Raw genomic sequence first — 24,417 nt, 5'->3', positions numbered from 1 at the left:
CCTACCGAAACTGGTCTAAACTAACTATGTTATTCTACCACAAATATAGTCTGTCTACTTACGCCGAGCTGTACTAGCTATAAAAAATCCACAAGGAGTAACTTCCATGCGAAGTGAAAGCATCATAAAAAAAGCAACATCTACACCGGAAAACTCAACCTATCGAGAATTGAGCGACTTGGAACTCGAAGCGATCGCAGGTGGTATGCGTACTATTACAATCGAAGGCCCAGTGCCGGACTATCTGAAACCCCGCATATCCACGCAACTGATTAACTACTTGCAGTCCTATTTCGGGAAATGAGCGGCTTGTAACTATAAGCGATCGCGCTTCCGCTGAGTTTAAACACCCAATCAGAAAACATCAATGGAAACCCAGTTTCTTAAATAAACTGGGTTTTTATTTACCTCATATCATATACGTGTGAATCGAGCCTAATTCCTGTAGGGGCGGTTTTTACCAACCATAATCAACTAGAACTAATAATCTTGTAAACCAGATCCTGGATCCATAGCAGGTCTAAATCATTATATAAATCTACAAAAAAGGCGTTGCTTAATCAGCGTATGAAAAAAATCACTTAAAAATCCCGAAGTTTTGTGAATACTGGTTTCTATGACTTGCATATTTAGCCTTTCATACCCTGAATCAGCAACGCCAAAATCTTTCTTTTAAAAGCTTACTACACTGAATATACCTTTTGTCCATTTGGGAAGTTCAATGTAATTGGTGATTGGTAATTGTAGGTGGGGTAGAAGGAAGGGAAACCACACCTACAATTACTATTAACAGTCATTCGATTTTAGATTTTAGATTTTAGATTTTGGATTGACCCCACGGATAAATTCGGGGGCTTGAGGATTTTAGATTTTAGATTTTGGATTGATTCCACGGATAAATCACGTGGCGGGTACCATCAAGAAATTATTGGTCAAAGTCCTAAGTCAAAAGTGCCAAGTCAACAGCTAACAGTCAACAGTTAATTGTTAACTGTTGACTGTTAAACTGAATCCCTGTGCCGAACTCGCTAGAAACTGCCGGAATGGCTGTTCATTCTTTGGATTTAGAACTTTTGGAAAGCTTACCCTCAAAAGGTTGAACTCCACTATTTGGATAGTTGTCATCGCTGGGGCTAAAAATCCGCACCGCTGCTTCCGAAACGTAACGCATTGCGTTTGTCAAAGATTTAGAAAGATTCATAGAATCTGCCTCTCTTGTCTGAGTTCTGATACTTTTAATATTACTCTGATTTTTGGGCTGTGGATGAGTTTAGCAATATTTATTTGAATTACTTATTGGTCTGCAACATAGAAGCAAGCTGAAGGTTTGAGAAATAACGAATTTTTGGACGATCGACCTTTTGCTGGTAGATTTTTCCTTACTCAAGTCAAGCAGTCGCGATCGCCCCTCCCGACGCTCAGAAACCGGGTTGTCTAACTCTATTCAAAGGCTGCAACGAAATATTTTCGCAAAAAACCCGGAACGCTTGAGTGTTTGTGCTTAATTCCTGAGTTTGTTAAATTCAGTATTTATATTGCTTTTACCATAATATTAATCGAAAAATTAACCTAAATCCGCTATTCAAGGGCATAATAAGCGAATTTTGCCGACAAATATCTGCAATCTTCATCAAATATTTACAAAAAGATATGGTATTTGTCACTATAATTAAAAAAAAGAAGTTTGTTCGGGGTTTTTCTTATGGAAACTGCGACAGAAAGCCTGCAGCTCACAGGTTTTGAAGAAATCTTAGAAGACCGGGAACTAACGGTTTCTTCAGCAGATTACAGCCTTTTGACCGATCTCTACCAGCTAACGATGGCCGCTTGTTACGTCGGGGAAGGGATCGACGGGCGGGCCGCGAGTTTTGAATTATTCGCGCGCAGGCTGCCAGAGGGTTTTGGCTACGCGATCGCGATGGGTTTGGCTCAAGTTATCGATTATTTGGAAAAATTTCGGTTTTCGCCGGCGCAAATTGAGGCTTTGCAGTCCACTGGGATTTTTGCCGACGCCCCGGAGCGATTTTGGACTTTACTCGCCACAGCCCGTTTTACTGGCGATGTTTGGGCGGTGCCGGAGGGGACGGCGGTGTTTGCTAACGAGCCTCTGCTGCGAATTGAGGCTCCTCTGTGGCAGGCTCAGTTAGTGGAAACTTATTTATTGAATGCCATAAATTATCAAACTTTGATTGCGACGCGGGCAGCGCGGCTGCGGGATGTGGCGGGCCCGGAGGCTAAGTTGCTGGAATTCGGGACGCGCAGGGCTTTTGGGCCTCAAGCTGCTGTTTGGGCGGCTAGGGCTGCCCTGGCTGCGGGATTCGACGGAACTTCTAATGTTTTGGCTGCTTTGAAGTTGGGCCGCAAGCCTGTCGGTACGATCGCCCATGCTTTGGTAATGGCTGTGGCTGCCCTCGAAGGTAGCGAGAATCAGGCGTTTGCAGCTTTTCACCGCTATTTTCCGGGGGCGCCGCTGCTGATCGATACTTATGATACTGTGGCGGCGGCGCGGATGTTAGCCGATCGAGTCAACAGCGGTGAAATGCAGTTGGAAGGCGTGCGGCTGGATTCGGGCGATTTGGCGGTGCTGTCTCGGGAAGTTCGATCGATCCTTCCGGGCGTTCCAATTTTTGCTAGCGGCGATTTGGACGATCGAGAAATTGCTAAATTAAAAAGTAGCGGTGCTTGCATTGACGGTTACGGTTTGGGAACCAAGTTAGTCAGCGGTTCCCCTGTCAACGGTGTTTATAAATTGGTGGAAATTGACGGAATTCCGGTGATGAAAGAGGCCAGCGGCAAGGTAACATATCCAGGAAGAAAGCAAATTTTTAGACATATTGAAAATGGGCAAATTCTCGGAGATTATTTGGGATTGTCGGGAGAAACTATTCACAATTGTGATTCTTACTTACCATTAATGGAGTTGGTTGTCAAGGATGGCAAACGAGTCCAGAAACAGGAAAGTTTGGAGGAGATCGCCAAACGCACTGCTGCTTCTGTCGCCAGTCTTCGACCCGAAACTCGCCAACTTGACAACCCGATTTCGCCGTCAGTGGAAATTTCTACAGATTTGCAGAGTCTTACTCAAAAAACGAAAAAGAGTCAGTAGTCAGTAGTCAGTAGTCAGTAGTCAGTAGTCATTAGTCATTAGTCATTAGTCATAAATCAACAATCAACAATCAACAGTCAACAGTCAACAGTCAACAGTCAACAATTACCGATTCCCTATGCAGAAGATTGCTCTTTTTGGAACCAGTGCCGATCCACCCACAGCAGGACACAAAACAATTCTGAGTTGGCTTTCGCAACATTTTGATTGGGTAGCAGTTTGGGCGTCGGACAATCCTTTTAAGTCGCACCAAACTTCTCTAGAACACCGATCGGCAATGCTGCTGTTAATCATTCAAGAAATTAATTCGCCCAGACACAATCTTTGCTTGCATCCAGAACTCAGCAGTCCGAGGACTGTGGAAACTGTGGAACAAGCAAGATTGCTGTGGCCGGATGCAGATTTGACGCTGGTAATCGGTTCTGACTTGGTAGGGCAACTGTCTCGCTGGTACAAATTTGAACAATTGTTAAAACAAGTGGATCTGCTGATAGTACCGCGACCCGGTTATCCATCAGAGCAATTAGATTTGTGGCAGTTGAGGCGCATGGGTGCAGACGTGGCGATCGCATCTTTGAGTGCTCCCAATGTTTCTTCTACTTCCTATCGGGAAAAAGGAGACAGGGAAGCTCTGACTCCGACCATCGAAGATTACATCCATAGGGAGCATTTGTACGCATGGCACGAGGCACAAAAAAGAGCGAGGGTTGCTCATTAGCTGACTTTAAAGTAGGAGTAGATAATGTTATTTTTTCCGTCGATACCGTGCAGAACCGCTTGTTGGTGCTGTTGGTAATGCGGCAAGACGAACCGTTTATCGATTCTTGGAGTCTTCCCGGTACTTTGGTGCGACACGGAGAATCCCTTGAAAATGCGGCTTACCGGATTTTGTCTGAGAAAATTCGGGTAAAAAATTTGTATCTGGAGCAATTGTATACTTTTGGAGAACCGGGGCGCGATCCTCGGGAAATTACCAGGGGCGATCGCTATCTTTCGGTTAGTTATTTTGCTTTGGTTCGCTTTGAGGAAGCTGAGTTAATTGCTGGGAGTGTAGTGGCGGGTGTGGGCCACCGCGTCGGCGGCATTGCTTGGTATCCCGTGCAACAAGTTCCACAGCTTGCCTTCGATCACAATCAAATTCTCGAATACGGATATCGGCGACTGCGTAACAAACTTGAATACAGCCCGGTAGCTTTTGAAGTTTTGCCGGAACTTTTTACTTTGAGCGATTTGTATCAACTTTATACAACTATTTTGGGGGAAAATTTTTCTGATTATTCTAATTTTAGAGCTCGATTGTTGAAATTGGGTTTTTTGTGCGATACCGGTGTTAAGGTTTCGCGCGGGGCGGGCCGCCCTGCTAGTTTGTACCGCTTTGATGCGGCCGCTTTTGCTCCTTTCAAAAATAAGCCACTGGTGTTTATTTAGCTGTTCCTTAGATGACATTGTGGGATCAATTTAGTAACATTAGAATAGAAGCTATTAAGGAGTGCAGACGATGAAAGACCCTGATGAATGCGCTAATATTCACGAAGTTCGGGAGGAAATTGATATTATCGATCGAGAAGTGATCGAGGCTTTGAGCAAGAGATTTCAATACGTCATCGCGGCAGCAAGGTTCAAAACGAGTGAAGCTAGTGTTCGATCGTTCGATCGCTTTCACGATATGTTACAGCAGCGGCGCGAGTGGGCTCAAGAATCGGGTTTGAATCCTGATGTGGTTGAAAATATTTACCGGGATTTGGTAAATTATTATATTGAGGAAGAGTTGAAACATTACAAATCTGAGTAATTTTTCGCTACATTCAAATCTAGGACTATAGGAAAGTGAGTCCGCGCGAGCGGACTGTTAGCAATATTTATTAAGTGATTTGGTGAGATGAAAATTGCGATCGCACAACTCAACCCTACTATTGGTGATATCTTGGGCAACTCCAACCTAATTCTGGAGGCGGCGAAACAAGCTGAGGTTGAGGGCGCAAACTTATTGCTAACACCCGAACTTTCCCTGATCGGTTATCCGCCGCGCGATTTGTTAATTAATCCGAGTTTCATTGCAGATGCAGGTGCACAGTTGCAGCAACTGGCGCAAGCTTTGCCGCCGGAGTTGGCAGTCATAGTAGGCACTGCCTTACCTAATGCTACTGCTGTTAAACTCGGCGGAAAATCATTGTTTAATAGTGCTGTTTTGTTGCAAAATGGCGCCGTCAAAACAGTTTTTCATAAACGCTTGTTGCCTACTTATGATGTATTTGATGAAGATAGATATTTTGAACCGGGAGAAAACAGCAATTACTTTTCTATTGGCGAAGTCAAAATCGGCGTGACAATTTGTGAAGATTTGTGGAACAATGAGGAGTTTTGGGGTAAACGCAGTTACGCGGGCGATCCTGTTTCCGATCTGGCAAAATTGGGTGTAGATTTAGTGGTGAATTTGTCGGCATCGCCTTATTCTGCGGGGAAGCGGGGAGTGCGATCGGCGATGTTGCAGCACAGCGTCATCCGCTGCGGGATACCGATTATTTACGCTAATCAGGTAGGGGGAAATGACGATATTATTTTTGACGGCAGCAGTTTTGCTGTGAATCGAAAGGGTGATTTGATTCAGGTATTAGCTTCTTTTGAAACGGATTTTGCGGTGCTGGAATATGACGCCGCTAAACAAGATTTAGTTGGCAGCGGCGGGATGGGGCAAGATGCCCGATCCACAACAGATTTAAGTTTTCATCCGGCAGAAGGAGATGCAGAAATTTGGGCTGCTTTGGTTTTGGGAGTACGAGATTATGTCCGCAAGTGCGGTTTTTCTAAGGTTGTACTCGGTTTGAGTGGCGGGATAGATTCGGCTTTGGTGGCGGCGATCGCCAGTTGCGCGATCGGGCCCGAAAATGTTCTAGGGGTGCTGATGCCTTCTCCTTACAGTTCAGATCATTCGGTTAATGATGCTTTGGAATTAGCCCGAAATCTGGGCATCGCGATCGAACTATTGCCGATCGGCGATTTGATGAAAACTTACGATCGCACTCTCGCCAATTTGTTTGTCAATACAACTTTCGGGATTGCTGAGGAAAATATTCAATCGCGGATTCGAGGCAATCTGTTGATGGCAATTTCTAATAAGTTCGGACATTTGCTGCTTTCGACTGGGAATAAGTCGGAAATGGCTGTGGGTTACTGCACTCTCTACGGCGATATGAATGGGGGATTGGCGGTGATTGCCGATGTGCCGAAAACTCGCGTTTATTCGCTTTGTCGATGGCTGAATTCTGGGAGTGAGAAGATTAAAAATCAGGCTGACTTGGGAAAGGAAATTATTCCGGTTAATATTATTACTAAGCCGCCGAGTGCTGAACTGAAACCGGGACAAGTTGACCAAGATTCTTTGCCGGATTACGATGTTTTGGATGACATCTTGCAGCGGTTGATCGAACATCACGAATCGGTTCAACAAATTGTGGCTGCAGGACACGATGAAGCGGTGGTTAAACGTGTAGTAAAATTAGTGAGGCAAGCGGAGTTTAAACGGCGGCAAGCAGCCCCTGGTTTGAAAATTAGCGATCGAGCTTTTGGTACCGGTTGGCGGATGCCGATCGCCAAATCTTCCTTCTATTAAACGCATCATTAAACGCAAAATGGTTAACATCGACGGTAGTTTCGGCTTCGATTTTCTCCTGGGAACTCTCAGCAACGATACGATTAGAGGATTTGCGGGTAATGATACTGTTCAAGGTTTGGGGGGAAATGACCGAATTTTTGGCGATCGGGAAAATGATTTGTTAGCAGGAAATGAAGGCGCTGATACGCTGTCTGGCGGTCAGGGAAGCGATACAATCTATGGAGGACAAGACTCCGATTGGATGTTTGGCGATCGGGGTCACGATTTGCTAATAGGTGGCGAAGGCGGGGATATCTTGACAGGAGGCGCGGGGGAGGATTTATTTGTGATTGAAAGAACCTCTGCCGCATCTACTATTACTGAAGCCGATATAATTACAGATTTTGGCAACGGCAATGATAAAATTGTCTTGACAGAAGGCATCAACTTTAGCGATTTAGAGCTTTCTGTTTCCGACAACCAAACTATTATGAAAGACAAAAACTCTGGTAATTACTTAGGAGTTGTTTTGGGAAATTCTAATCTGACTGAATCCAACTTTATGTCGCTGTTTGGCGGGATAGATAGGGGTCAGCTTTTGCCAATTTCGGTTAACACGATTATAGCCGATCGCGCGATCGGACTGGAAGTGGCGCAAACTCCCCAAGAACAAGCGACAGGTTTAATGTTTCGCACAGAATTGCCAGATGACAGGGGAATGCTTTTTCCCATCGAACCCGCGCGAAACGTGCGTTTTTGGATGAAAAACGTGTTTATTGAACTCGATATGGTTTTTCTGCGGGAAGGCGTAGTGCAGGCGATAATTCCTAACGTACCGCCGTGTTTGACCGAAACCTGCCCCAACTACGGCCCGGATGTTCCTGTTGACGGAGTGATCGAACTAAGAGGCGGAAGGGCGGCTCAATTGGGACTCAAAGTTGGCGATCGGATTCCCAATTTACCCTAAAAGGTATATGATTTTATCGCAGCATTCAACATTTTTGCATCCAATGAATCCTATGAATCCTATTGAATTAAAAATAATCCCCCATCAAACTCAAGACGGTTTAGCTTACCAACATTTGCGCTTGCGAATTACAACTCAAGACGGTATCATCACACCCGATGATTTACAAGGTTTGAAACTTCCTCAAGACGTTCAATTAAGCCAAGGAATTGTTATTGAAGGTAGAGGAGCAATTTGGCTGTACGGGTATTTAGTACATGAATGTCATCCTGCGGCTTGGGTGGGATGTTACGATCCGCGATTAGAAGGTGCCGTGGTAGTAGCGACGCACAAGCACGAGGTATCAGTTGGACAGGTATTAAAATTGAGTTTACCGAGCGATTAAGACTCTCCGTAGCGGGTGTACTGGCTTTGGTTTTGAATGCCAACCCGACTCTTACTCCGGCTTAAGTTGAGTATATCTTGACGACAATAGCCAAACCAAATGGGATAATAGCCTAGAAAAAATAGGCAGCAACTATTCAGAAATATTAGTCGAGCGCCATACACCCGCGCGAATCTGTTTTGTCCGAACCTCCGCGCGGATGGGATGTGGATGCAATCCAGCAATGGATGGCAAATATGGATTGACTTCGCAGTTAGAAGTTTGGCAGAAACTCGGCGGTTTTAGTTGTCGAACTTGTGAAGGTCAAATTCAAAATTTTAGCAAGCAAGTAGGATGGAACATGAGCTCGCAAGTAATCCCTATAGCAGGCTAGTATCCAACAGTTGCTGCATGAAGTGGGCAAAGTTATATTGACAGCGATAAAAGCATAACTAGGTACTGTCTTTTTGCTGGCGCGCAGACATGACAAGCGTGGAGAGTTACAAAATTTAACCTGTTTTCTACTTTCGCCAATTGCCGCAAGTAACAGTTAATACCCCATATTCCAGGTTCATGAACTAGAGTAGCAGCTATATTGTGTGGTGTTAATCTGAAGGGTGCGGATCTGCGAGATTTTGGATAAAACTTGCAGAGTGTTGATGGCGACGCACCTTACTTGCTTGACTTTTCAAAGCTTTTTACCTAGCCCTGTTTCTCACAAATCATTTAGGATTGCTATAAATTGAGAGGGTTTTAATAATATTGAGGAATTGCTGCAAAATGGTGGACGAATGATTATGCCGCCAAACAGCAGTTAATTGAGTGGTTGTCGTTTGTTCCTGAATCTGACGATAGACCACTCCTTCGCGTTGAAGATTCTGTACGTGAGATGGCAGAATGCTGATTCCTGTTTCCCCTGCAACTAATCCCAAAATTGTGACCATAAAGACGGCTGTTTGAGCAACTTTAGGAACAAACCCTGCTTGCGAACATACATGGTAAATTTCCTCAGATAAGCCAGCCACAATCTGATGAAGGGGCATTACAAATTCTTGATCCTTTAGGTCGGAAAGCGAAATTTTGGATTGGGCTGTAAGCGGATGGTTTTTGGGTAAAACGACGACAAGTGGTTCTTGCGTGAGAGACATCGTTTCTAAATCATTGGCTTCAGAAATATCGTGGTAGAGATAGAGAAAAATGATATCAGTCTGGCGATCGCGCAACCTCTGAATTAGGAAAGCACTATGTTCTTCCTGCAAAATCAGTTTTACCTCTGGATATCGCTGTCGAAAAGTTCGCAGCATCTCTGGAAAGACACCATTCGCGATCGAACTGGGAAAACCCACCGTCAAATAACCCAATTCACCCTGATGAATGCGCTGGGTTTTATGTACCGCTTGTTCTAACTGTACCAAAGTTGCGCGAGCTTCTTCTAAAAACGCCTGTCCTGCTGGGGTTAGCTGAATCGGGTGACTTTTGCGATCGAATAGCTTCACACCCAGTTCAGCCTCTAAATCTTTAATTTGTTGACTTAGGGGCGGTTGGGCAATGTGCAATCGCTTTGCCGCGCGACTAAAGCTCAGTTCGTCTGCCACTGCAATGAAGTAACGAAGATGGCGAAGTTCCATAGGTTATACGATTTTAGATTTGAGAATTGAATGATTGGGAATGAATGATTACTATCATGGTTTGGAGCACGGGCCTACAGTTATATTCTCTTTTGTAACGGGGATTAAATACTATATTTTTTAAGTATATTGTTATATATAAAAAAGTATTTGACATATAGCTATAACTTCTTTATTTTGAAAGTAATAGTTATAAATTTCGGCAGAAAATACCTATTTAAGTATTGCTTAATGAGGATTATTCATGATTTCGCAAGTAATTCGACGAGTTGCAGTTGTGGGAGGAACCCACGGAAACGAGTTGACTGGGGTTTATCTGATTAAGAAGTTTCAACAATTCCCAGACTTACTGAAACGATCGAGCTTTGAGGTGGTTACTCTATTAGCTAATCCTCAAGCGGTAAAGTGCAATCGGCGTTATGTCGATCGCGATTTGAACCGTTGCTTTGCCGAGGAAGATTTGTCTAACCCAGATTTGATGGGTTACGAGAACAGACGTGCTAAGGAAATCTCCGCCCAACTATGTCCGAAAGACGAACATGGGGCTGATGTGATCGTTGACCTTCACAGCACAACGGCCAACATGGGGCTGACAATTTTACCATCTAGCAAACATCCATTCAATTTGCAATTATTAGCTTATTTGAGTGAGATCGAGCCCTCACTGCGAGTTTGTTTCGGAGAGTATTCTGGTGAGGATGCCCCAATGCTTCGATCGCTCTCTGCTTTCGGTGGCACCATAGAAGTTGGGCCCATCGCCCAGGGAGTCATTAACGCCCGTCAGCTTCAGCAAACCGAAATGCTAGTTCACGCCATTCTGGATTATCTCGATGCACAAAATCAGGGAAAGCCGCTTCATATACCATCATATTTAACTGTATATCAGGCGATCGGCTCAGTAGACTATCCCAGAAATTCAGTAGGTGAACTGCAAGCTGCGATCCATCCCCAACTTCAGTTCAAAGACTATGAACCCTTACATCCCGGTGAACCGATGTTTCTCACATTTACGGGAGAATCACTCCCCTATCAAGGAGAATCTACTGTTTTCCCTGTATTCATTAACGAAGCTGCCTATTACGAAAAACACATAGCGATGGTTTTGACGAAAAAACAACAGCTTCACCTTGAAACGGCATAACTTGCCGAAAAATATGACTTTTATGAAATTAGGGTTATGACTTTTATGAACTCAAGCAATGAATTTATGAATTGACTTATCATCTCGCCGATGGAAGAATGTTAATTAATTTAAAATCAAGCATTGTCTCCCCTAAACACCAGTGAATCTCAAATTATCAGGAGTGAATTTATGGAAAGTACGCTCGGTATATTGGCAATCGATCGCGAACAGCAGCTCACAGCAGCATTAACAACCTTTGGTAACAGCGGTCAGCTTAATTTTTTCACTGCATCCAGTCAATTTAACGGTAGCCTCCCTAGCAACGGCCTTGACACTGATAATTTGACAGCGAGCGCCATCAGGGAACAAGAACAAATAGCAGATTTTATAGTATCCCAAAAAAGCGAGCTGCTCCGTTACTCAGCCAACGATCGAGCCGCTAGCGGTACATCTGCTGCTCAACCAAAATCGAACTCAGATGCGATCGCTGTCGGCACAGAGCCCCTAACAGGAACGAGAACGGCTAATCAGTTGAATTTATCAGACCCAGGCAACTCCTTAGCAACTGCACGCAATATTGGTGTTGCTGATAACAATCGCTTCACCTTCAATGATTTTGTCGGAGTTGACGATAACGATGATTATTACCGCTTTACTATTAACAACAATAGCGATTTAAGCTTGCGTATCGATGTTTTGAATGGGGCAGCAATCGAGTTGATTCAAGATAAAAATCGCAACGGTGAGGCTGATTATGATGAACTTCTTAGCAGCGATTATGCCTCAGCAGGTGCATCCGGCGAGATAAATTTCTTCAACCTGACTCCTGGAGATTACTATGTCGCAGTTTATAGTTACTTTGACTATAAGAATTACAACCTGAATCTGGCTGCAACGCCTGGTACTGGTTTTAGCAGCAATTACGGATACGGTTTAGTGGATGCAAATGCAGCAGTAGCCGGCACTTTTAACAGTCCCGTTAATTTCCCCGAAGTTCCTAATTTGGGCGGGAATGATTGGGCAAGAGACATGGTAAATGCGCCGGAAGTTTGGCAGGGGGGAATTACCGGAAATGGGATTGTTGTAGCTGTCGTCGATAGCGGTGTTGACTACACCCATCCCGATTTAGATGCCAATATTTGGCAGAATGCGGGTGAAATTCCCAATAACGGAATTGACGACGATCGCAACGGATATATTGATGATATTCGGGGTTGGGATTTTGTGTGGAACGACAACAACCCAATGGATGGGGATTTCGACGGTCACGGGACTCACGTAGCAGGTGCGATCGCGGCCGAACGAAATGATTTTGGCATAACTGGAGTTGCCTACAATGCAAAGATTATGCCTGTGAGAGTTTTGCCGGAATTTGGCTCTGGGAACTTTAATAATTTGGCTGCTGGAATTCGCTATGCTGCTGATAATGGAGCTAATGTAATTAACTTTAGTATTGGTGGCTGGTCGCCTAGCATGGAGGTTAATGAGGCAATTCAGTACGCCACTAACAAAGGAGTTGTTGTCGTCATGTCAGCAGGAAATGATGGTTTTTATGAACCAGACTATCCAGCTCGTAATGCCGATAGCTTCGGAATTGCTGTGGGAGGAATTGATATAAATGGCAGGATGGATGAATTCTCTAACCGTGCAGGTTCCCGACCTTTGGATTACCTAATTGCACCGGGAGTAGACATCTTTTCTACAACTCCCTATAACACCTACGAAACTTACAGCGGCACATCGATGGCAGCCCCTCACGTGGCGGGTGTAGCGGCTTTAGTTTTGAATGCCAATCCGAATCTAACTCCGGCTCAGATTGAGCAAATTTTGACTGCAACAGCCAATCCAAACTGGGTAATTGTCTAGAAACTGCCCGTACAGAAACATCCCTGTAATTACTGGCAAAACTTTCTCGCAATCTGTGTTTGAAAAAATAAAACTTATTTTTTTGCATAAAAGTCGGAAGCTTTGCCTGAGTAGAAAAATAAATTGAGACATCGCAAGGAGAAACGAACTTATGACTTTACGAACAGATCCATCAGGAATACCCCGCTTAATTGGCGAAGAGAAATCCGAATTCATTGATTTATACGATGTTAATTCCCAATTTGGAGGAGTAACTAACTTCCCTTCAGGAATTTGGATGCTCGGAGGTAACGATACAGTTCACGGATCTTTAGCTAATGATTTGGTATTTGGTAATGACGGGGAAGATAGTTTCAGAGGGGATGAGGGAGATGATTCTTTATTTGGAGGAAGAGGGAAAGACTTTTTGCAAGGAAATGAGGGAAATAACTATTTAAGTGGGGGTCAAGATGCGGATTGGATTATAGATAACGGAGACGATGATATTTTATTGGGCGGTAGAGGCAATGACATTCTCTACAGCGGTTACGACAATGATACTCTGGTTGGAGGTTTGGGTCGAGACTTCTTATCAGGTGTAGTTACTGGGGTCGGTAGCACTACTCCTAAATGGACGGGAAGAACTTTATACGTTCTCCAACCTGAACCCGGAGTTACTGATATCAATCAAGCCGATCTGATTAACCATTTCAGATTGGGTTTCGATCGGATTGGATTAGCAAGTGGTTTGACACCTAACGATGTAGTTTTGGAAGAGTTGACCACTACAACTATTTTTATACAGTTTGATGTGCCCGAAGATGTGAAAATCTTGATGACGCCATCTGAGTTAAATCCTCCACCGCAATTGCTTTCAGGGACTCTCATCAAACTCAGGAATACCGGAGATTTCCTAGGTTTTGTTCCAGGTATAACGCCCGATAGACTCCAAAACAGCATCATCTCGGTTCAGGAATTCTAAGTTAAAGCAATTTTTGCCAGTTGTGGCAATTAGCATTATATGGCGGGGTTTCCCAACCCGATTTGGTATTATGTAGGTTGCACAGTGCGTACCTTACCGCTGTTGGCAATTGAAAATCCCGATGTTATATTAATTCTAAAAAATCATGCAACAGTAGCTGTAGCGTGCATACAGTCTTTCAGGAAACAAACCAAAAACTCATAACAGTTGCATGATTTTGGAGAATTAGTATTAAATTATGGCAAGTTACAGAACTGTGTTGTTTTTAAACAGTCTAACTTTAGTGTTAGTAGGGATAGTGACGGCGTGTCTGAATTTATTCGGGTCTTCGGTAAAAGGGTTATTTTTGCCGCCTTGCTCTGCCACGTATCCGGGTGCAGGTTTCTTTTTTTTGGCGTTTCAAATGTTATTTTATTTATCGGTAATGGTGTGCGCTTTTACCTTTGGATTGCTGAGAATTATTCAACCAGACCGCCCAGAAAATCGATTTATTTTATATTCGGCACTGTTTGCAGGTTGCTTTCTGTTCAATGAAGTTTTTCGCACCCACGTTCATCTTGGACGTGCGGGTTTTCCGAAAGGGACAATTGTCATATTTTACGCCGTGCTGGCAATTGCATACGGATTAACTTTTCGGAGGCAAATTCCCTCGACTCCCTATGCTTTACTGCTGAGTGGCGTAGGTTTGTTATTTGTTGCCTTTTTTGCAGAAGCGCTGCCCTTAAAAAACGAGATTGTTTCGAGCTTGGTCGAGGGAATTCCGAAGCTGTTGAGCGGGATTAATATTGCACTTTATTTTTTGTTTTTGTGTCAGAGTTTGATAGTGCGATCGCTCAATTTTTCTAACACGAAATCAAATCGAGAATGGAAGTAAGATGAAGATTTGCTGTTGGGTGGGGGCGGGTTTTTGAGATTGTCTATTTTTGAAAAATATTGTTTATAAAACCCGCCACTACATGATTGTATAATTGGTTAAAACTGAGATATTGCACAATTGTCAGTTAGCCTTTTATGAACAGGCAAGATGTTTGTTACACAAAATATAAATTTTATTGTTGAACAGGCATCTTGCCTGTTGCTGACAATGGTGGAAGATATCAGTTAAAACAAAAAGTACCGCTGCGCCATTGGCAAAATTGTTGCCGGTTCGCAAGTTAACAATTCCCCATCCGCCCTCACTTCATAAGTTTCTGGATCGACTTCCATTTGTGGCAAATAATCGTTGAGTTTCATATCTCTTTTACTAATTTGTCGCGTGCCGGAAACTGCTACAGTGGGCTTTTGTAAACCGAGCTGTGCGGCAATATCTCGATCGCGCGCAGCTTGGGAAACAAACGTCAGACAAGTCGCCCCAATCGCACCGCCAAAACTGCCAAACATCGGCCGCATATGCACCGGTTGCGGCGTGGGAATGCTGGCGTTAGCATCTCCCATCTGCCCGTAGGCGATCGCCCCTCCTTTAATTACCAGTTCCGGCTTCACCCCAAAAAAAGCCGGCCGCCACAAACACAAATCCGCCAATTTCCCCTCTTCCACCGAACCGACATACTGACTAATTCCATGAGTAATCGCCGGATTAATTGTATATTTCGCAATGTACCGCTTCACGCGAAAATTATCGTTAATTTCCTCTGTTTCCCCCCCTTGGTAAAGGGGGGTTAGGGGGGGTAAATTCCCCCTTTGAGCCTTCATTTTATGTGCCGTTTGCCAAGTCCGAATAATCACCTCTCCCACTCTTCCCATCGCCTGAGAATCAGAAGAAATCATACTAAACGCACCTAAATCGTGCAAAATATCCTCAGCAGCAATAGTTTCCCTTCTAATTCTCGACTCAGCAAAAGCCACATCTTCAGGAATGCCTCGATCCAAATGGTGGCAAACCATCAACATATCTAAATGTTCTTCTAAAGTATTGACAGTGTAAGGGCGAGTCGGGTTAGTTGACGAAGGCAAAACATTAGCTTGTCCGCACACTTTAATAATATCCGGTGCGTGTCCGCCGCCAGCACCTTCAGTGTGGTAAGTATGAATAGCTCGATTCTTAAAAGCCGCAATTGTAGCTTCCACAAATCCCGCTTCATTGAGAGTATCCGTGTGAATTGCAACTTGCACATCGTACTCGTCAGCTACACTCAAACAAGTGTCGATCGTTGCTGGTGTAGTTCCCCAATCTTCGTGGAGTTTCAAACCCATTGCACCGGCAAAGATTTGTTCAATTAATCCTTGCGGTTGACTGGTATTTCCTTTACCTAAAAACCCTAGATTTACGGGGAAAGCGTCAGCAGCTTGCAGCATTCGGTACATATGCCAAGGCCCGGGAGTGCAAGTTGTGGCGTTTGTACCCGTTGCGGGGCCAGTGCCGCCGCCGATCATTGTCGTGATTCCAGAGGCGATCGCCACTTCAATTTGCTGCGGACAAATAAAATGAATGTGAGTGTCAATTCCCCCAGCCGTGAGAATCATTCCTTCACCGGCAATTACTTCAGTCCCAGGCCCGATAATAATATCTACCCTATCTTGAATGTAAGGATTTCCAGCTTTGCCAATTTTGTAAATTTTCCCGTCTTTAATCCCAACATCTGCTTTAACTATTCCCCACCAATCTAATATTAAAGCATTAGTAATTACCGTGTCAACAGCACCGTCTGCATTAGAAATAGGCGACTGTCCCATGCCATCTCGGATGACTTTGCCGCCACCAAACTTCACTTCATCCCCGTAGGTTGTGAAGTCTTTTTCCACTTCTATGAATAATTCTGTATCGGCTAACCGGACGCGATCGCCCACAGTCGGCCCGAAGGTTTCCGCGTAGGCGCGGCGATCCATTCTGTAACTCATGCTCGCTCCTAATATTAATAATTTTTTAGTTAGCAGTTGAGACCCACTTGAATTATAGTATGTGACGAGTTCCTTAATCTGCAAAAGTCAAAAAACTACAACATTAGGCAAGCTTTAAAACCCCGATCGGCATCAATTTTTGCCAATCGAAAATCTAAAATGCTATCAAGGGGCAACTTTCCTCCAGCATTTTCTGGATTTGCCTTTTCAAAATCTCCACATCCACCGTCATATCCATGCCAATGAAACTCCAATCTTCCGCTACATTATTGTCCTCAACCATACGGGAGTATTGTAATCCCAATAGCTGGCAAATGTAATAGAAATATGGCGGAGTGTACCCTCCATAAAAGAATTCCAATACTTTCGTTCCCGGCTGACACCACAGCAAATTTGTAAAACCAGCCCCGTGAGGGCCGACAACCACCGCCGCTTCTGCAAACAGACGAATTTGTTCATCAACACTGCGCGAGATATCTTCCAAAATTTCAAAATCAAATTCTTTCAAAACCTCTCGCACTTGTAATTCATTTTTAACCTTGCGTCGGCCGCTTCTCGACAGATAAAGTTTTCTATAAGGCTTTACCTTTTCCTTAAGACAGAATTTTTTCCGCAAAAGCTCTATATCGTAAGGACTGGGAAAATACCAGTCTTGATTGTTTCCCACCACCACACTTTCTGCATGATATCCCGTATCTCTAGCCTGAGTGTCGATTAGTGAACTTTCAGGAATACCGAGTTTGGTCATAAAGCCCAACTCAAAATCTGTATGTCGTAAAGGATAACAAATTTTAGCTTCTTGCCAAATTTCCTTACCTAAAGCCTCCTCAATTCGACAAAGTTTAGCCAGCACAAAAATGATAAAATCATAATAACTGCACCACAAATGCGACCAAGGAGCAACTACCAGCGGATAGGTAATTTGGTTAGGTTTGTAAGGCCATTCCAGAATGCCCGCACCGCTAATCCGAAAATCCAAGTCTAAAAGCAACTTCTTATTCAGCAGCGTGTTGCCAGACGTACAAATAGTTAGAGAATTTATTTTTTGATTGAGGGTAATCTTCCACACATAATCTGGGTCAAAAGACACGGGTTTTTCTGTGGCAAAAAACCGAGAAGGCACTTTTTTAACCGAGGTTAATGCGGGTATATTGATAGGTTGGTGCTGCTTTTTGTAAAGGATGCTGTCATCTAACAATTTGATGCTGGTGCGCCGGTCTAACGGGGTTCTCCAGACACGCCTTGATGTTGCCAGCAAGCTCTGCTTCAATGTCTGTTTGATCTGGTCAACTAATTTGGGGTTCATCACGCACTTTTGCTGTATATCTTTGCAGTTTTTACCACCACTATAGATACAAAATGCAAATTTTAACTCGCTCAAAAGTCGGAGATTGAACTAACAAAAGAAAGCCAGAAGGCACTTATACAGAAGGCAGAGAAAAAGTTGTGAGATGGCTTTGTCACTCTCCAGGCATAGGGCTGGAAGTGATACCATGTTAGATTGGGGATTGCGGATAACTTATTACTATCATGGTGTGGATATTTCCTACAGTTGCATTTTTTTTTGGAAACTGGCAGAACTTTGAAGTTAAAAAGTTTCTAATTCCCAAATCAACAATCGTGAACGCTCATCTGGTTTCATACTTCAGCATCCAGATGACCGTTCACTTTTCCATTGAAGCCGTAGACTTGACGACTACCTACAAACGGCACTAATTGCACTTCCCTTTCATCTCCGGGTTCAAATCTAACTGCTGTTCCCGCCGGAATATCCAATCGCATTCCTTTTGCTTGTTCTCGATTAAATTCTAAGGCTTCATTAGCTTCGTAAAAGTGATAGTGCGAGCCAACTTGTATGGGTCGATCGCCTTTATTTCCTACCAGCAACCGCACTGTTTCACGCCCTGCATTGAGTTCTATTTCGCCGGCTGAAATAATCATTTCTCCTGGAATCATCTTTTCCTCCTATGAGTCTCTGTGGTTGATTTTTTTAACGGATCGGATCGTGTACTGTAACGAGTTTAGTTCCATCGGGAAAAGTCGCTTCAACCTGGACTTCATGCACCATTTCCGGTATCCCTTCCATCACATCTTCCCGCGTCAGGAGAGTGGTTCCATAACTCATTAAATCGGCGACGGTGAGGCCGTCTCTGGCTCCTTCTAGAATGGCGGCGGAAATGTAGGCTAGTGCTTCTGGATAGTTTAATTTTAAACCTCGTTGTTTCCGCCGCTCTGCTACCAGGGCTGCGGTGAAAATCAGCAGTTTGTCTTTTTCTTGGGGGGTGAGTTGCATTTTTATTCTTGTAAGTGCGATCGCATTATTTGATTATGATATCTTTTACGGTTTTTTGTGAATGATTTAACCGCAAAGGGCGCAGAGGGCGCAGAGTCAGAGAAGAGAGAGATGAATAATCTAGTTAGGAGGGCAACTATACATTGAAACTCAAATATCATCCTATTTTATCCAAACTCTGGGCAAACAGCAAGGGCGTTGTGAATAAGACAAGCGCAGCAAGTGCCAAATGCTGACAAACCAGTCTCTCGCTGCGGTGGTGGATGTACCGCGATATCGGCACAGCAAACCGTTAGGAATACGAGTCACGCCGACGGTGGAATTACCAGGATAAATGCTGGCCTCTGATGGCAAATTTCGCACTTTTTCCACGAACTCTGTGGTGACGGGTTCGCCTACCCAAGCGAGGGTGGCGACTACGGGTTTTCCTGCGAGTCCGTGAGGGCTTTCGAGCATTTTTTCTCCACCTTTGAGCAATTGTCTGTCAATCCATAAAGGGCTGTTTTGTTGCCAGACTTCGGTGTGCGAACGCCATTCTCCCGACAAGAACTTTTCGCCCCTAGCACTGCGTCCAAATCGGGTAATTTCCCACAGTAAAATCCTCGCTGTTGGTGCTAATTCTACCCGCAAATTTTGCCGATATATTGCGCCGTCAAAAACTATTGTTTCCTGTGGCAGCCATTCTAAATTAGCATCGGCTTCTAGTTTGATGTCGATATTTTGTTGTGATTCTAGTCCGCTGCTACGATAGATTTTACTAGCAGCGGCGCTGGTAATCAAGGCTTTGGCGTTGGGTTGGAGGTGAAAATGACTGGAAAGTCGATCGCCCCCGACAACTCCCCCAGCCGTGTGCAAAATGACGCTGTGGCAAATCTCTTTCCCTTCAGGATAAAACGGGCGCTGCACCTTGAGGGGCGCTTGCATTTGATTGTGAATGATTTGAGTTGCACCGCTGCGGTTAGCGTAGGCTAAATTCAGGCTGCCGTGCCAGCCATTTTTAACTTGATCTATATGTTGTTTGGTCAAATTTTCAGTCACTAATTTTTTAATTTAAAAACATTCCCGATCAAAAACATACCACGACTGCGGCGCTTCCCTGCAATTAGTTAAATAATGATAATCGTTATCGGAAATATTTTTGGTTTCTGCACTTATTAGTATAATAATTTACATTTATCAACCATCAGATCGGCGAAGATGCGCGTACCATGTAAAAATCAGTAACTAGAGGAGTGCAGAATATGCCTCAAGTTCTCTTCAAAGTTGATTTGACCAAACCGATGTCCGAACAGGAATTAGTCGGTCACAATCGCTGGCATCCAGATATTCCAGCAGTAGTTTCCGTCAATCCCGGCGATGTATTTCGCATCGAGTGCAAAGACTGGACAGACGGACAAATTAAAAATGACGACAATCCCGACGACATTCGCGATGTAGACTTAACAGTAGTTCACGTTTTGAGCGGGCCAATTTACGTTAACGGCGCGCAGCCGGGGGATATTTTAGTAGTCGATATCCTCGATATCGGGGCTTTGCAAGGAGACGAATGGGGTTTTACGGGAATTTTTGCTAAAGAAAACGGTGGCGGTTTCTTGACCGAACATTTTCCGACTGCTGCTAAAGCAATCTGGGATTTTCAGGGAATTTATACCGCTTCCAGACACATACCAAAAGTCAGGTTTGCTGGGATTACTCATCCGGGTTTAATCGGCTGCGCTCCCTCTCAGGAATTGTTGAATAAATGGAACAAACGGGAAGCGGAATTAGTAGCAACAAATCCAGATCGAGTGCCGCCTTTAGCAGCACTGCCGAACCCCCAGAATGCAGTTTTGGGGTCGCTGCAAGGGGCAGAATTCGAGCGAGTTGCGGCGGAAGCGGCACGCACTGTTCCTCCCCGCGAACACGGCGGCAATTGCGATATTAAAAATTTGTCGCGGGGTTCGAGAATTTACTTTCCGGTTTATGTCGAAGGCGCAAAACTTTCGATGGGAGATATTCACTTTTCTCAAGGAGACGGGGAGATTTCATTCTGCGGGGCAATTGAAATGTCGGGGTACATCGACCTCCACGTTGATATTATCAAAGGCGGTATGGATAAATACGCAATGGTCAACCCAATTTTCAAACCAGGGCCGGTGGAACCGCGCTATTCAGAATACCTGGTTTTTGAAGGAATTTCTGTTGATGAATTTACTGGCAAACAGTATTATATGGATGCCCATGTTGCTTACCGGCGAGCTTGTTTGAATGCGATCGAATATTTGAAAAAGTTTGGTTTTACCGGAGAACAAGCGTATTTGCTATTAAGCTGTGCTCCGGTTGAGGGTCGCATCAGCGGCATTGTGGATATTCCGAATGCTTGCTGCACGATTGCTTTACCGACAGAAATTTTCCAGATGGATATTCTGCCGTCTTAATTAGTAGGGCGGGCCGGGCCAGTCATTGGTGTCAAATTAACAAAGTAGTATCAGTCTGCTGGCTGAGTTTATAAGCCTTCCGATCCCCCCTAACCCCCCTTAAAAAGGGGGGGACAAGATCCTTCTTGAAGTCCCCCTTATTAAGGGGGATTTAGGGGGATCGAGACTCTCATACAAGCGAGATATACATAGAGTTTCATTCTTAAATTGACACAATGTGTGGCCCGCCGCCTAGTCCTTGCATCCCAAATCTACCATCAAAAATTGATATGCCTCTTTACGATTTTAAGTGTGAAACTTGCGGCACTTTTGATAAGTGGCGCCCTCTTGCAGAAGCAGATATACCGGTGCTTTGCCCGAGTTGCGAAACTGTTGCTAAACGCATCTTTTCGCCGCCGATGATTCTAACTGGAAAGCTGCGGTTGAAAGGTCAAGAAAATCGGGAACCACAGGTAATTAAGCGTTCTGAGGAACCTAAACCGCAGCGGAATCGCGAACACCGAGGGGGACGACCTTGGATGATCGGTCACTGATCCAGTCAGGCAGGGGTTTCAACCCCTGCCTCAAAGCTGAAGTCCTCTAAAAGAGGACTGTAAAGTTAGTATTTCAGTCGGTTGAAACCGACTTTTGCTATTAGACAGGGACTTAAGTCCCTGGCGGGCCAAGGAAGTATTTTGTACTTATTTCTTGGTCAAGATAACATAATCATAAACTGCATAATTTAAGTCATATTGAACCTGCTACAGTATTAAAACGGAAAACGTTTAGGAATGAGAAAGGCGATCGCGCTTCGATCTTACTACTTCACTGTACCGCACTCAACAAATGTCAGCTAAACAGTGGGGAATTACTCAACTTTACAATAAATTTTTTGAAGAACCAACCAGTCAACTTTATAAACTCCACGCTAAGCTCGATCGCTAATGTAATGCAAGCTTACGGATTTACTGACAGCGACGATATTTTAGCAAATGTGCTGGAATTAAACCTAGAACTGGCACAAAAAGAAAAACGGGGAGAACCGGTAGTTGGGCCTTGTGTCCCAACTGACTAAAAATACTAATCGCTGTAATCATAATTTTTGTAAATTGGCGTCTAATCACATAGATGGTTGATAGAGATCACAAGCACTTTAGTCTAAAAACAGAGATACTAGGGGAAGAGTTAAGTTTTGAGTTAAAAATTTTCAAATTCAAAATTAAACACTCAAAACTGTTTTTCGCCTTCAGCATAAGTGCATTTTGCTTTTCTTCGCTCCTTACTCCTGATTTGTTTGGGAGGAACTGCCAATGTTATTATTTACCCACACTCAGTCCCTAGATAGCAAAGTAGAGCAAGAAACCTCTGCTAAAAAAAAGTTTTTACAGCATTCATCTATTAATTTAACTGGGCTGAAGGGAGGATTTAACCATTTGCGGATAGGTCAAAAAATTAGCTATGGCTATGCTTTAGCTATCGGCATAGCGATTTTGGGAACTGGTGCGGGACTGACATTGGGAGATTACTTTCGCAAGCAAGCTTTAGTTCAGGTGAATGTTGCTGGGCAGCAGCAGCAACTGCTGCAAAATTTGCAAAATACCGTATTTGAAGCCCGATCGCACGCGGCGAGATTTCCAGTCGTTTTGGGAAACGCCGTAGGGCTGCAATACGAACACGATCGCTTTATTGGGCAAATCAATCAAGCAAAAATCCTGATTGCAGAAATTGAATCTTTCGCACGAGAAAATCCCGATAGACTAGCAACAGAAGAGGCCACATTGCAGGCTATCTTGAAGAAATCTGCTCTCGTCATTGATTACTACGGTCAGCTAATTAAATTGCAGTTAAAAGAAGCGGAAGTTTGGAATTTGCAGCCCAACAGCATCGAGTCCGCACAGCTACAAATGTTGAGGACTAGCAGCGGCCAAGAGGCGATCGCACTAGATCACCTTGCTCAACGTTTAAGCGAGCTAATTTCTACAGTAGAAATTCACAAACAGCAAGGAACCCAAGCATTAGAAGAAGCTGGAAGTTTGCGAAACCGAATTATTCTCGGAAGTATGCTAATTTCCGCACTCATCGCCGTCGCGCTGGCGGACAAAACCAGCCGCGCGATCGCCGAACCCCTCGAAACCGTTACTAATTTTGCTCAGCAAGTCACTCGCGAATCGAATTTTAACCTGCAAGTACCAGTCACAACAGACGACGAAATCGGAGTTTTAGCGGCGTCTTTCAATCAATTGATTCAGCGAGTTAGCGAGTATACAAAAGAACTCAAACAAACTCAATCCCAATTAATTCAGACCGAAAAAATGTCATCTCTCGGTCAAATGGTTGCAGGGATAGCCCACGAAATCAACAATCCCGTCAACTTCATCGGCGGCAACATTGACTATGCCAACCAATACATCGAAGATTTGGCAGGTTTGGTAACTCTCTATCAAGAATATTATCCCAACCCACCAGATGCCATTCTAGAGCGCATCGAAGACATTGAACTCGAATTTCTCAGAGAAGATTTACCAAAAACCCTTTCTTCGATGAAAATGGGGGCCGATCGCATTCGCGAAATTGTCGTATCCATGCGGAATTTTTCGAGATCGGACGACGGAAAAATGAAATCAGCCGACATTCACGAAGGAATAGATAGCACCCTCGTCATTCTCAATCATCGGCTCAAACAAGGTATTCAAGTTATTAAACAATACGGCAAGTTGCCTGCGGTTGAGTGCTATCCCGCGCAACTGAATCAAGTATTTATGAATATTATTTGCAATGCAATAGATGCGCTGGAAGAGGTGAAAAAGGCAGATAAAGGCTATTCGCCAACGATTTGGGTTAGCACGGAAATTACAGCCGACAATACTGTCACGGTCAAGATTCGGGATAACGGGCCGGGAATTGCGTCCGCCAGTACCTAACAGATATTTGACCCATTTTTTACTACAAAGTCGATCGGTAAAGGTACTGGATTAGGATTGGCTATTTCCTATCAAATCCTTGCCAAGCATCAAGGCAAAATTGAGGTAAATTCTCAAATAGGACAGGGCACGGAATTTGTGATTACTTTGCCAGTTGCTGCGTAATATCACGCGGGGCGACTTCGTTTTTGTTTGTCTGGAGTCAAGGTTGTGAAGTCTCGATTATGCCGGGTTTACGGGATATATAACTTATATTCTTATATTACAGATATTGGTGAACCAGTCCCTACAGACATCATGGTTTTTTTTACCGGGCATGAGATGGCAATTAGTGTCGAATAACATATTATTTGTCGCTTTTA

Annotated in this window: 22 protein-coding genes and 1 pseudogene; 16 read left to right on the top strand and 7 right to left on the bottom strand. The window is 44.1% G+C overall.

Annotated features, from left to right (window positions below):
• Nucleotides 1-106 precede the first annotated feature (106 nt).
• A complete protein-coding gene (locus QUA90_RS06350) occupies nt 107-304 on the top strand; it encodes a hypothetical protein (protein WP_333444437.1) in 198 nt (65 codons plus the stop codon).
• Between the two features lie 747 nt (nt 305-1,051).
• Here QUA90_RS06350 and QUA90_RS06345 read toward each other — a convergent pair.
• Nucleotides 1,052-1,201 carry an isochorismate synthase gene (locus tag QUA90_RS06345; protein ID WP_333083725.1) on the bottom strand — a complete coding sequence of 50 codons (150 nt, stop codon included), beginning with the start codon at nt 1,199-1,201 and terminating at the stop codon, nt 1,052-1,054.
• 501 nt (nt 1,202-1,702) lie between these two features.
• Here QUA90_RS06345 and QUA90_RS06340 point away from each other — a divergent pair.
• The 7 genes from QUA90_RS06340 to crn3 all read left to right on the top strand — a co-directional run bounded on the left by QUA90_RS06340 (nt 1,703) and on the right by crn3 (nt 8,050).
• Nucleotides 1,703-3,106 (top strand): nicotinate phosphoribosyltransferase, encoded by a 1,404-nt coding sequence (locus tag QUA90_RS06340; protein WP_333444435.1) that lies wholly within the window; start codon nt 1,703-1,705, stop codon nt 3,104-3,106.
• A gap of 118 nt (nt 3,107-3,224) precedes the next feature.
• Nucleotides 3,225-3,824 (top strand): nicotinate-nucleotide adenylyltransferase, encoded by a 600-nt coding sequence (locus tag QUA90_RS06335; protein ID WP_333388903.1) that lies wholly within the window; start codon nt 3,225-3,227, stop codon nt 3,822-3,824.
• Nucleotides 3,785-4,534: an NrtR DNA-binding winged helix domain-containing protein gene (locus QUA90_RS06330; RefSeq protein ID WP_333083729.1), complete on the top strand. Its 750-nt coding sequence runs from the start codon at nt 3,785-3,787 to the stop codon at nt 4,532-4,534. The genes QUA90_RS06335 and QUA90_RS06330 overlap by 40 nt, the downstream gene beginning before the upstream one ends.
• 70 nt (nt 4,535-4,604) lie before the next feature.
• Nucleotides 4,605-4,898, top strand: a complete 294-nt coding sequence (locus tag QUA90_RS06325; protein WP_333083730.1) for an isochorismate lyase — start codon at nt 4,605-4,607, stop codon at nt 4,896-4,898.
• A gap of 87 nt (nt 4,899-4,985) precedes the next feature.
• Nucleotides 4,986-6,716, top strand: a complete 1,731-nt coding sequence (locus tag QUA90_RS06320) for an NAD+ synthase (protein WP_333329183.1) — start codon at nt 4,986-4,988, stop codon at nt 6,714-6,716.
• Between the two features lie 19 nt (nt 6,717-6,735).
• Nucleotides 6,736-7,665: a DUF192 domain-containing protein gene (locus tag QUA90_RS06315; RefSeq protein WP_333329186.1), complete on the top strand. Its 930-nt coding sequence runs from the start codon at nt 6,736-6,738 to the stop codon at nt 7,663-7,665.
• Nucleotides 7,666-7,717: 52 nt separating this feature from the next.
• Nucleotides 7,718-8,050, top strand: coding sequence for a CRISPR-associated ring nuclease Crn3/Csx3 (gene crn3 / locus QUA90_RS06310; RefSeq protein WP_333083735.1), 333 nt, complete (start codon nt 7,718-7,720; stop codon nt 8,048-8,050).
• A 701-nt stretch (nt 8,051-8,751) separates the two neighbouring features.
• Here the strand turns inward: crn3 and QUA90_RS06305 are convergent.
• Nucleotides 8,752-9,657: a LysR substrate-binding domain-containing protein gene (locus QUA90_RS06305; RefSeq protein ID WP_333329189.1), complete on the bottom strand. Its 906-nt coding sequence runs from the start codon at nt 9,655-9,657 to the stop codon at nt 8,752-8,754.
• Between the two features lie 244 nt (nt 9,658-9,901).
• On the opposite strand from QUA90_RS06305, the gene QUA90_RS06300 reads away from it, so the two are divergent.
• The 4 genes from QUA90_RS06300 to QUA90_RS06285 all read left to right on the top strand — a co-directional run bounded on the left by QUA90_RS06300 (nt 9,902) and on the right by QUA90_RS06285 (nt 14,481).
• Nucleotides 9,902-10,798 (top strand): aspartoacylase, encoded by an 897-nt coding sequence (locus QUA90_RS06300; protein WP_333444433.1) that lies wholly within the window; start codon nt 9,902-9,904, stop codon nt 10,796-10,798.
• A 171-nt stretch (nt 10,799-10,969) separates the two neighbouring features.
• Nucleotides 10,970-12,646, top strand: a complete 1,677-nt coding sequence (locus tag QUA90_RS06295) for a S8 family peptidase (RefSeq protein ID WP_333444431.1) — start codon at nt 10,970-10,972, stop codon at nt 12,644-12,646.
• 151 nt (nt 12,647-12,797) lie between these two features.
• Nucleotides 12,798-13,607, top strand: coding sequence for a calcium-binding protein (locus QUA90_RS06290; protein WP_333444429.1), 810 nt, complete (start codon nt 12,798-12,800; stop codon nt 13,605-13,607).
• 403 nt (nt 13,608-14,010) lie between these two features.
• Nucleotides 14,011-14,481 carry a hypothetical protein gene (locus QUA90_RS06285; protein ID WP_333444427.1) on the top strand — a complete coding sequence of 157 codons (471 nt, stop codon included), beginning with the start codon at nt 14,011-14,013 and terminating at the stop codon, nt 14,479-14,481.
• A 227-nt stretch (nt 14,482-14,708) separates the two neighbouring features.
• Here QUA90_RS06285 and ureC read toward each other — a convergent pair whose 3' ends face one another.
• From ureC to QUA90_RS06260, 5 genes are all read right to left on the bottom strand, one after another.
• On the bottom strand, nt 14,709-16,445 hold the full coding sequence (gene ureC / locus QUA90_RS06280) for an urease subunit alpha (protein ID WP_333444425.1): 1,737 nt from the start codon (nt 16,443-16,445) through the stop codon (nt 14,709-14,711).
• 154 nt (nt 16,446-16,599) lie between these two features.
• Nucleotides 16,600-17,751 carry a glycosyltransferase family 61 protein gene (locus tag QUA90_RS06275; RefSeq protein ID WP_333332777.1) on the bottom strand — a complete coding sequence of 384 codons (1,152 nt, stop codon included), beginning with the start codon at nt 17,749-17,751 and terminating at the stop codon, nt 16,600-16,602.
• A 332-nt stretch (nt 17,752-18,083) separates the two neighbouring features.
• On the bottom strand, nt 18,084-18,401 hold the full coding sequence (locus QUA90_RS06270) for an urease subunit beta (protein ID WP_333332554.1): 318 nt from the start codon (nt 18,399-18,401) through the stop codon (nt 18,084-18,086).
• Nucleotides 18,402-18,435: 34 nt separating this feature from the next.
• Complete coding sequence (gene ureA / locus QUA90_RS06265; protein WP_015179363.1) at nt 18,436-18,738, bottom strand: urease subunit gamma; 303 nt, start codon at nt 18,736-18,738, stop codon at nt 18,436-18,438.
• Between the two features lie 162 nt (nt 18,739-18,900).
• On the bottom strand, nt 18,901-19,776 hold the full coding sequence (locus QUA90_RS06260; RefSeq protein WP_333444422.1) for an urease accessory protein UreD: 876 nt from the start codon (nt 19,774-19,776) through the stop codon (nt 18,901-18,903).
• 203 nt (nt 19,777-19,979) lie between these two features.
• Here QUA90_RS06260 and fmdA point away from each other — a divergent pair, with 203 nt between their 5' ends.
• From fmdA to QUA90_RS06240, 4 genes and pseudogenes are all read left to right on the top strand, one after another.
• On the top strand, nt 19,980-21,155 hold the full coding sequence (fmdA, locus tag QUA90_RS06255) for a formamidase (protein ID WP_333444419.1): 1,176 nt from the start codon (nt 19,980-19,982) through the stop codon (nt 21,153-21,155).
• Nucleotides 21,156-21,424: 269 nt separating this feature from the next.
• Entirely contained in the window at nt 21,425-21,688 is a 264-nt protein-coding gene (locus QUA90_RS06250) for a zinc ribbon domain-containing protein (RefSeq protein WP_333444417.1), read from the top strand.
• A 395-nt stretch (nt 21,689-22,083) separates the two neighbouring features.
• Nucleotides 22,084-22,209, top strand: coding sequence for a hypothetical protein (locus tag QUA90_RS06245; RefSeq protein ID WP_333444415.1), 126 nt, complete (start codon nt 22,084-22,086; stop codon nt 22,207-22,209).
• A gap of 235 nt (nt 22,210-22,444) precedes the next feature.
• Nucleotides 22,445-24,220 (top strand): annotated as a pseudogene (locus tag QUA90_RS06240) (ATP-binding protein).
• Nucleotides 24,221-24,417: the final 197 nt, after the last annotated feature.

Source organism: Microcoleus sp. D3_18_C4 (assembly GCF_036702355.1).
Lineage (GTDB): Bacteria > Cyanobacteriota > Cyanobacteriia > Cyanobacteriales > Microcoleaceae > Microcoleus.
The sequence above is the reverse complement of the archived record's forward strand: the minus strand, read 5'-3'. Positions and strand labels throughout refer to the sequence as shown.